Below are 9137 nucleotides of genomic sequence, written 5' to 3'. Positions count from 1 at the left end.
CATATTCATTTCATAAGTATGGGGCCTACAGGGCTCGAACCTGTGACCCTCTGCTTGTAAGGCAGATGCTCTCCCAGCTGAGCTAAGACCCCATATACAAACTGTGAAATTTATTTCTCTCCCGCAGCTCGCTTTGCTATTATACTATCAACTGTCGCAAATTGTCAACAACTTTTTTTACTTTTTTTCAAAAAATTTAGAATTATATTTTTTTACTATTTTATTGGAAAAAAAGGCTCTAGAAACAGAAATTTTTATTTTGGGTCCTTATTTGCAAAAAGCGGAAAACAATTTGGCAAGTAAGGTTCTTTCCAAAATGAGAATTGGTGTTATACTGAGTCTGTAAACAAGAAGAGCAAACAAAAGCATACCGGATACCTGTAAGAAGAAAAAGAACGGACGCAGCGTATTCGTATGGTCTCATAAGAAAGGGCTCACAAACACGCCCTGAGACCATAATTGCGATCAGCTGACAATTGTTTTTCCTATTAGGAAACGTCAGTTGGCGATACGAAAAATAAAAGAGGAGAAGATGGTATGAAGATTTTAGATTCCAAATTTATGAAGGGCTTTATCAAAATGGCGGACGATGGTTTCCAGCAGGGCTGGCATGAGAGAAACGGTGGAAACTTAAGCTATCGTCTGAAAGCAGAAGAAGTAGAAATGATCCGTCCCCGTCTGAATGCACCAGGCGAGTGGCAGCCTATCGGCACAGAGGTGCCGGGACTTGCAGGAGAGTTTTTCCTGGTAACCGGAAGCGGCAAATATTTCAGAAACATAGCAGTTGACCCGGAAGCCTGTCTTGCAATCATTGAACTGGATGACAAGGGTGTTAATTACAGGATCCGCTGGGGACTGGTAGAAGGCGGCCGCCCAACCAGCGAGCTTCCAACCCACCTTATGAATCATGAGGTAAAAAAGAAGCTTACAAACGGCAGACATCGTGTTATTTATCACGCACATACAACCAACACCATCGCATTAACCTTTGTCCTTCCACTGGACGACAAGGTATTTACAAGAGAGCTGTGGGAGTCTGCAACAGAATGCCCGGTTGTTTTCCCGGATGGCGTAGGCGTTGTAGGCTGGATGGTACCAGGCGGAAGAGAAATTGCAGTAAAAACAGCTGAGCTGATGAAGAAATATGACGTTGTTATCTGGGCACATCATGGAATGTTCTGCTCCGGTGAGGACTTTGACCTGACCTTTGGCCTTCTCCATACAGTAGAGAAGTCTGCGGAAATCCTGGTGAAGGTAATGTCCATGGCACCGCGTAAGCTTCAGACCATTACTCCTGATGATTTCCGCGCAGTAGCCAAAGACTTTCATGTTACTTTACCGGAAGAATTTCTTTATGAAAAAGAGCAGTAAGTAAATTAATATAATAATGTGAGATCTGTCTGTGATGAGAAAATTCACAGGCAGATTTTTTACGTTAGAGGAAATCAATTTTAATAAATGTTTATAAAATATGAAAAAATTGCTTGACAATTCATTGCCTGTATGCTATTTTAAATAAAAATTCGATTCAACGAACTAAACCGATGAAGCGGGAATAAAAACAATCGTGCACCCACAGAGAGTCCGGGAGGCTGAGAGCCGGGCGGTAAGGCAGTTTGTTAAATGGGCCGCTGAGGGCGCATGGAAAGGCAGAACAAATGCAGAGAATTGCAGACATATCTGATTGAAGCATGAAAGTAGATTCTGCAGAAGCCAAGTATTATGCGACGTAGGACATACGTCAGTTGTCAGGAATATGATGGTATTCCGTTAAGAGCACGATTTTATCGTGAAGCAAGGTGGCACCGCGGGTGAATATTCAGACCCGTCCTTGACAGATATGGAAATTCTGTCCTGGACGGGTTTTTTGTGTACTAGAAAATTACTCCGTAATGTTCCTGTTACACCTAAAAACGCTCTGCGAGGATGCGGCGCGTGCACTGTTCAGGAAATAAATCGGGAGGTGTTCTATGTATCCAACATTTGATAAGATCAGGGAAATGGCAGCAGGAGATTACAAAAGAATTCCAATCTGCAAAGAGTTATACGCAGACAGCTACACACCAGTAGAGATGATGCGGATTCTGCAAAAGGCAAGTCATCACTGCTATCTGCTGGAAAGCGCCAGCCAGAGCGAAGCGTGGGGCAGGTATTCTTTTCTGGGATATGACCCTTCCATGGAAATCACCTGTACAGACGGAATCCTGCGAATTCGAAAAACCAGTAAGACGGAAACTTTTGGTAGAAGCGGCAATGCTGCAGAAAGCAGTACAGAAAGCAGTACAGAAGAGGTTCGACAGGTTGCCCATCCAGGCGATGCCATCCGTGAAATCATCAGTCAGTACAAAAGTCCGGTTATGGACGATATGCCCACATTTACCGGCGGTCTGGTAGGTTACTTCTCCTACGATTACATCAAATACAGTGAGCCCAAGCTGGAACTAAAAGATAAGGAACAGCAGGATTTCCGGGATCTGGATCTGATGCTGTTTAATGATGTGATCGCATTCGACCACTACCGTCAGAAGGTTCTTCTTATTACAGGTGTGATGACAGATGATCTGGAAAAGTCCTATAAACAGGCCTGTGAAAAACTGGAAGAAATGACAGAGCTGATCAAAAAGGGTGAGAAAAAAATCTTTCCTCCGATCAGGCTTAAATCTGAAATCCAGCCTCAGTTCGCTAAAGAAAAATATTGCCAGATGGTGGAAACGGCGAAGCATTATATCCACGAGGGCGATATTTTCCAGGTGGTTTTGTCAAACCCCATGAGGGCAAAAGCAGAGGGCAGCCTGTTTGATACTTACCGTGTTCTGAGAGCTACCAACCCATCCCCCTACATGTTCTATTTTTCCAGTGATGACATTGAAATCGCAGGTGCCTCCCCGGAGACACTGGTGAAATTAGATCATGGCAAGTTAAGCACTTTCCCACTGGCAGGAACAAGGCCGCGAGGAAAAACACCGGAAGAGGACAAAGCACTGGAAGCGGATCTTCTTCAGGATGAAAAAGAGCTTGCCGAGCACAACATGCTTGTGGATCTGGGAAGAAACGATATTGGAAAAATCAGTGAGCTTGGCAGCGTAAAAGTAGAAAAATATCTGACTGTGGAACGTTATTCCTGTGTCATGCACCTGGGCTCCACAGTAACAGGAACCATCAAAAAGGGTAAAGATGCCATAGACGCGGTGGATGCCATCTTACCTGCAGGAACCCTTTCAGGGGCACCGAAATTCCGTGCCTGCCAGATCATTCAGGAACTGGAACAAAGCAAGAGAGGCATTTACGGCGGTGCAATCGGATATGTGGATTTCACAGGAAATCTGGATGTGTGCATTGCAATCCGTCTGGTATATAAGAAAAAAGATGAAATCTGTATCCGGTCGGGAGCCGGAATCGTGGCAGACAGCGTACCGGAAAAAGAATTTGAAGAGTGCCAGAATAAGGCAAGAGCGGTGGTAAGGGCCATCAGCCAGGCAGAGGAGGGATTAGAATGATTTTACTGATTGATAATTACGACAGCTTTTCCTATAACCTGTATCAGCTGATCGGGTCCGTTAATCCGGATATTCAGGTGGTTCGAAATGACGAAATTTCCCTGGGAGAAATAGAGAAGTTGATACCAGAAGCAATTGTTCTTTCCCCGGGTCCTGGAAGACCGGAGGAGGCAGGCATCTGTATTCCGGTGATCAAAGAGTTCGCTGGAAAAATCCCAATTCTGGGTGTGTGTCTGGGACATCAGAGCATCTGCGAAGCCTTTGGCGGAGTGGTTTCCTATGCAAAAGAACTGAAGCATGGGAAAAGAGATGAGATGATCCAGTGCGGTTCCAATGTCCTGTTTAAAGGACTTCCGGAAAAGTTCCCGGCAGCAAGATATCATTCCCTGGCAGCAATAGAAGAGACTCTTCCGGAGGAGCTGGTTGTGACAGCCAGAGCAGAAGATGGAGAAATCATGGCAGTGGAGCATAAGGAATATCCGGTTTACGGTGTGCAGTTTCATCCGGAGTCTGTTATGACTCCCGATGGAAGGAAGATGATTGAGAATTTTCTAGAGCGTGTTTGAAAAAGGCTTTCTGCAAGATGTGCGTCACAATTTGTGGGAGATTTTGTCCGGATGAGGGAGCCGTAGCGGGCTACGGAAACCGAATTCGGGCAAAATATACCGCAAAGTGGGGCGTGCAGATTGCGGGAATGATTTTTCAAACACGCTCTGGAAGCGCAAGTCAGATTTGACAATTTATAAAGGACAACATCAGAGAGGAGCAGAAAAAATGATCAGAGAAAGTATTATCAAATTATCGAAGAAACAGAACTTAACCTATCTGGAAGCAGAAGAGGTAATGGACGAGATTATGAGCGGAAAAGCTACTCCGGTACAAATGTCAGCCTATCTGACTGCTCTGGCGTTGAAAGGGGAAACTATTGATGAGATTACCGCTTCCGCGGCAGGCATGAGAGCACACTGCATCAAGCTGCTTCATAACATGGATGTACTGGAAATCGTAGGTACTGGTGGAGACGGCTCCAATTCCTTTAACATTTCCACTACTGCCTCCCTTGTGATCGCAGCAGGAGGTGTACCGGTAGCAAAGCATGGAAACAGAGCTGCTTCTTCAAAATCAGGAGCCGCAGATGTGCTGGAAGCTCTGGGCGTTAAGATCACAATTCCACCGGAAAAAAGCCAGGAACTTCTGGAAAAAATCGGAATCTGCTTCCTGTTTGCACAGAACTATCACATTGCAATGAAGTATGTGGCTCCAATCCGTAAAGAGCTGGGAATCCGTACTGTATTTAATATTCTTGGACCGTTAAGCAACCCGGCTGGCGCCAATATGGAACTGATGGGTGTTTATGATGAAGCCCTTGTTGAGCCTCTTGCGCAGGTCATGGCAAATCTTGGAGTAACAAGAGGAATGGTTGTCTTCGGACAGGACAGTCTGGATGAAATCTCCATGAGTGCACCGACTTCTGTATGCGAGATCAAAGATGGCAAATTTACATCCTATGTACTCACTCCGGAGCAGTTTGGCTATGAGCGCTGCACAAAAGAGGAGCTTCAGGGAGGAACCCCGCAGGAGAACGCCGAAATCACAAAAGCAATTCTGGAAAGCAAAGAGACAGGTGCGAAGCGTCATGCAGTTTGCCTGAATGCTGGTGCCGCACTTTATATTGCAGGCAAAGCAGCTTCCATTGAAGCAGGAGTGAAGATGGCAGAGCAGCTGATCGACAGCGGGGCTGCCCTGAAGAAACTGGAAGAATTTATACAAAAGAGTAATCAGGAGTGAAAAATAAACACAAATAATAACAAAAATAACAATAATCACATCACAAAACAAAATAGTACTGAAAAAAATAACAATATAACTCATTTGGATAAAGATGACGACAAGAGAGAATGACATCACAGAGAGTTTTACAGGAGATAGAATGAGTATTTTAAACGAGATAGCAGCGCGCACAAAAGAGCGTATTGCGGAGGAAAAATTTAAAGTCCCATTAAGGGAACTTATCTCACAGCAGAATTCCAATCTGGCGAAACATGCCGAAAAAAAAATCTCTTTTCTGGAGGCATTAAAAAAGCCGGGAATGTCTTACATCTGTGAAGTAAAAAAAGCGTCTCCTTCAAAAGGATTGATCGCACCAGATTTTCCTTATCTGGACATTGCAAAGGAATATGAGCAGGCCGGTGCTTCTGCAATCTCCTGCCTCACAGAGCCCTTTTATTTCCGGGGCGCTGACAGGTATTTGCAGGAAATTTCCCAGGCAGTGAATATTCCGGTGCTTCGAAAGGATTTTACAGTAGATGAGTACATGCTCTACCAGGCAAAAGCATTTGGGGCTTCCGCTGTACTTCTGATTTGTGCGATTCTTAATAATAGCCAGTTAAAAGCCTTTGGGGAACTGGCACAGGAGCTGGGACTGGATGCTCTGGTAGAAGCTCATGATCAGTGGGAAGTGGACCGTGCTTTGAATCTTGGAGCAAAAATCGTGGGAGTGAACAACCGGAATCTCCATGATTTTACCGTTGATATGGGAAACAGTATCAGACTGCGGAACATGGCACCGGCTGATACGGTGTTTGTTTCCGAAAGTGGTATTAAGACAGCGGAGGATATCCGTATATTATATGAAAACCAAGTAGATGCAGTCCTGATCGGGGAGACCTTAATGCGCAGCCCTGACAAAAAAGCGGCACTTGGGGCATTAAATGCAGGGATTGTCTGAGCTGATCCATGGTGATAAGTGATATTCCATGCACGTCCCACTTTGCGGTATATTTCACCCGAATTCGGTTGCCGTAGCCAACTACGGCGTCCTCATCCGGGCAAAATCTCCCACAAATTGTGACGCACATCTTGCAGAAAGCCTTTTTCAAACACGCTCTGGCAATCGGAGATGTATAATGTGCTGATAAAATAGTTGGAAAATAAAAAATTAATGAAAAGGAACGAAACAGTATGGCAAAATTAAAAATTTGCGGCCTGACCTGCAAAGAGGATATTGAAGCTGTAAATGGAGCAAAACCGGATTTTGCGGGATTCATAATTGAAGTTCCAGGAAGAAGACGAAGCCTTACGGCAGAACAGGTCAAAGTCCTGGTTAAGGGACTGGACAAGGAAATCCTTCCCGTAGGTGTATTCGTAAACGCTGCCCCGGAACTCCCCATTTCCTTATTAAGAGATGGCACCCTATGGGCAGCCCAGCTTCACGGGGATGAAGACGAAGACTACATCGAAAAAATCCAGAATATGACTGGAAAGCCTGTCATCAAGGCCTTTTCCATAAAAACACCCGAAGATGTACAGCGGGCCCTTCGAAGCCCTGCCGACTACATCCTTTTAGATCAAGGCGCAGGAGGCACCGGCGAACCCTTCGACTGGACCCTGGTTCCCCCAGTCCGCCGCCCATTCTTCCTTGCCGGAGGAATCGGTCCCGAAAACCTCCGCAGCGCCATCGGAACCTTACACCCATGGGCTGTAGACCTGAGCAGCAGCCTGGAAACCGATGGAAGAAAAGACCGGGCAAAAATACAGCAGATTGCCCGTATGCTGAAGCAGATTAATACACTGGAAGCATACAGAAAAGAGCGAGAAACAGATTTAGAGTGAAGAGTGAAGAAAGTAATTCATATACAAAACAGCGAAACGAAAGGAAACAACGCTATGTCAAACGGAAGATTTGGAATCCACGGCGGCCAGTATATCCCCGAAACCCTGATGAACGCAGTGATCGAACTGGAAGAAGCCTACAACCACTATAAAGACGACCCGGAATTCAACCGGGAGCTTACAGAACTTTTAAATGAATATGCAGGAAGACCATCCCGCCTCTACTACGCAGCTCACATGACCGAAGACCTTGGCGGCGCAAAGGTTTATCTAAAAAGAGAAGACTTAAACCACACCGGCGCCCACAAGATCAACAATGTCTTAGGTCAGGTGCTTCTTGCAAAAAAAATGGGCAAAACCCGTGTCATCGCGGAAACCGGAGCCGGACAGCACGGTGTAGCCACAGCCACAGCAGCAGCTCTTATGGGAATGGAATGCGAGGTATTCATGGGAAAAGAAGACACCGAGCGCCAGGCATTAAATGTATATAAGATGCGTCTCCTTGGAGCAAAAGTTCATCCTGTAACCTCCGGAACTGCCACCCTGAAAGATGCCGTATCCGAGACCATGCGTGAATGGACCAACCGTATAGCAGATACCCATTATGTACTGGGCTCCGTTATGGGCCCTCACCCTTTCCCAACCATTGTCCGCGATTTCCAGGCAGTTATCTCCAAAGAAATCAAAGAACAGATGCTGGAAAAAGAAGGCAGGCTTCCAGATGCAGTCCTTGCCTGTGTAGGCGGCGGCTCCAATGCCATCGGAACCTTTTACCACTTTATTGAAGACAAAGATGTACAGCTGATCGGCTGCGAGGCAGCAGGCCGTGGCGTAAATACTGCAGAGACCGCAGCCACCATTGCCACTGGCAGACTTGGAATCTTCCATGGAATGAAATCCTATTTCTGCCAGGACGAGTACGGACAGATCGCGCCGGTTTACTCTATTTCCGCAGGACTGGATTATCCGGGAATCGGACCGGAACATGCCCACCTTTACGACACTGGCCGTGCCCAGTATGTACCTGTAACAGATGAAGAAGCAGTAGAAGCCTTTGAATATCTTTCCAAAACAGAAGGAATCATTCCTGCCATTGAAAGCGCCCACGCTGTTGCCTATGCAAGAAAAATCGTGCCGCAGATGGGCAAGGATCAGTGCGTAGTTATCACTATTTCCGGCCGGGGCGACAAAGACTGTGCAGCAATCGCAAGATACAGAGGGGAGGATATCCATGAGTAACCGAATTTCAGAAGCATTTGCAAAAGGAAAAGCATTTATCCCATTTATCACCTGCGGAGATCCATCTCTGGAGATCACCGAGCAGCTTGTCTATGCAATGGAGGAAGCAGGTGCAGACCTTATTGAGCTTGGAATCCCGTTTTCCGACCCGACAGCAGAAGGTCCTGTGATCCAGGAAGCCAATGTGCGTGCACTGAGCGGCGGAGTAACCACAGACAAGATCTTTGACATGGTGGTAAAAATCCGTAAAAAAACCAGTATCCCAATGGTATTTATGACTTACGCAAACGTTGTTTTTTCCTATGGAACAGAGCGTTTCATCAGGAAAGCAGCAGAAATCGGAATGGATGGACTGATTCTTCCTGATGTACCTTTTGAGGAAAAAGAGGAGTTCGATGTGGTCTGCAAACAGTATGGTCTGGAGCTGATTTCCCTGATCGCCCCCACATCCCACGACCGGATCACCCGGATTGCAAAAGAGGCAAATGGCTTCGTATACTGCGTTTCCTCCCTTGGCGTAACCGGAACCAGAACCCGGATCACCACTGATATCGGAGCGATGGTGAAGCTGGTAAAAGCTGCAAAGGACATTCCATGTGCAGTGGGCTTCGGCATCTCCACCCCGGAGCAGGCAAAGAAAATGGCTGCCCAGTCCGACGGTGCGATTGTAGGCTCCGCCATTGTGAAAATTTGTGCCGCACATGGAGAAAACTGCGTCCCATATGTAAAGGACTATGTAAAGTCCATGAAGGACGCTGTGCGTGAGGCTTAAGCAGGCAGAATATAAAA

9 protein-coding genes, 1 tRNA gene and 3 pseudogenes are annotated in these 9137 nt (G+C 46.2%); 10 read left to right on the top strand and 3 right to left on the bottom strand.

Annotated features, from left to right (window positions below; genetic code table 11):
* Nucleotides 1–19: 19 nt before the first annotated feature.
* Nucleotides 20–92 (bottom strand) — tRNA-Val (locus ACESTK_RS03970).
* 445 nt (nt 93–537) lie between these two features.
* Between ACESTK_RS03970 and rhaD the strand changes: the two genes are divergently transcribed.
* From rhaD to ACESTK_RS03955, 3 genes are all read left to right on the top strand, one after another.
* On the top strand, nt 538–1371 hold the full coding sequence (gene rhaD / locus ACESTK_RS03965) for a rhamnulose-1-phosphate aldolase (RefSeq protein ID WP_118578371.1): 834 nt from the start codon (nt 538–540) through the stop codon (nt 1369–1371).
* 599 nt (nt 1372–1970) lie between these two features.
* Nucleotides 1971–3497 carry an anthranilate synthase component I gene (gene trpE, locus ACESTK_RS03960; RefSeq protein ID WP_173719752.1) on the top strand — a complete coding sequence of 509 codons (1527 nt, stop codon included), beginning with the start codon at nt 1971–1973 and terminating at the stop codon, nt 3495–3497.
* Entirely contained in the window at nt 3494–4063 is a 570-nt protein-coding gene (locus ACESTK_RS03955) for an aminodeoxychorismate/anthranilate synthase component II (protein ID WP_173719753.1), read from the top strand. The genes trpE and ACESTK_RS03955 overlap by 4 nt, the downstream gene beginning before the upstream one ends.
* Here ACESTK_RS03955 and ACESTK_RS03950 read toward each other — a convergent pair.
* A pseudogene (locus ACESTK_RS03950) lies at nt 3997–4143 on the bottom strand (DUF6783 domain-containing protein); the annotation flags it as partial. The gene ACESTK_RS03955 and the pseudogene ACESTK_RS03950 overlap by 67 nt on opposite strands.
* Here ACESTK_RS03950 and ACESTK_RS03945 point away from each other — a divergent pair.
* The 4 genes and pseudogenes from ACESTK_RS03945 to ACESTK_RS03930 all read left to right on the top strand — a co-directional run.
* Nucleotides 4081–4233, top strand: a complete 153-nt coding sequence (locus tag ACESTK_RS03945) for a DUF6783 domain-containing protein (RefSeq protein ID WP_306467785.1) — start codon at nt 4081–4083, stop codon at nt 4231–4233. The pseudogene ACESTK_RS03950 and the gene ACESTK_RS03945 overlap by 63 nt on opposite strands.
* Before the next feature lie 38 nt (nt 4234–4271).
* The gene (gene trpD / locus ACESTK_RS03940) at nt 4272–5285 is read left to right on the top strand and encodes an anthranilate phosphoribosyltransferase (protein ID WP_373118794.1); all 1014 of its coding nucleotides are present in this window, start codon (nt 4272–4274) and stop codon (nt 5283–5285) included.
* 142 nt (nt 5286–5427) lie between these two features.
* Nucleotides 5428–6225, top strand: coding sequence for an indole-3-glycerol phosphate synthase TrpC (gene trpC / locus ACESTK_RS03935; protein WP_373118791.1), 798 nt, complete (start codon nt 5428–5430; stop codon nt 6223–6225).
* 28 nt (nt 6226–6253) lie between these two features.
* Nucleotides 6254–6331: pseudogene (locus ACESTK_RS03930) on the top strand (DUF6783 domain-containing protein); the annotation flags it as partial.
* Here ACESTK_RS03930 and ACESTK_RS03925 read toward each other — a convergent pair.
* A pseudogene (locus ACESTK_RS03925) lies at nt 6311–6355 on the bottom strand (hypothetical protein); the annotation flags it as partial. The pseudogenes ACESTK_RS03930 and ACESTK_RS03925 overlap by 21 nt on opposite strands.
* 103 nt (nt 6356–6458) lie before the next feature.
* Here ACESTK_RS03925 and ACESTK_RS03920 point away from each other — a divergent pair.
* The 3 genes from ACESTK_RS03920 to trpA are packed head-to-tail and all read left to right on the top strand — an operon-like array spanning nt 6459 to nt 9120.
* Nucleotides 6459–7109: a phosphoribosylanthranilate isomerase gene (locus tag ACESTK_RS03920; protein ID WP_373118789.1), complete on the top strand. Its 651-nt coding sequence runs from the start codon at nt 6459–6461 to the stop codon at nt 7107–7109.
* 54 nt (nt 7110–7163) lie between these two features.
* Complete coding sequence (gene trpB, locus ACESTK_RS03915; RefSeq protein WP_118578365.1) at nt 7164–8348, top strand: tryptophan synthase subunit beta; 1185 nt, start codon at nt 7164–7166, stop codon at nt 8346–8348.
* Nucleotides 8341–9120 carry a tryptophan synthase subunit alpha gene (trpA, locus tag ACESTK_RS03910; protein ID WP_373118787.1) on the top strand — a complete coding sequence of 260 codons (780 nt, stop codon included), beginning with the start codon at nt 8341–8343 and terminating at the stop codon, nt 9118–9120. Before trpB ends, trpA begins: the two co-directional genes overlap by 8 nt.
* Nucleotides 9121–9137 lie beyond the last annotated feature (17 nt).

This window comes from Ruminococcus sp. Marseille-P328 (assembly GCF_964249465.1).
GTDB lineage: Bacteria > Bacillota > Clostridia > Lachnospirales > Lachnospiraceae > Blautia_A > Blautia_A faecis.
The sequence above is the reverse complement of the archived record's forward strand: the minus strand, read 5'-3'. Positions and strand labels throughout refer to the sequence as shown.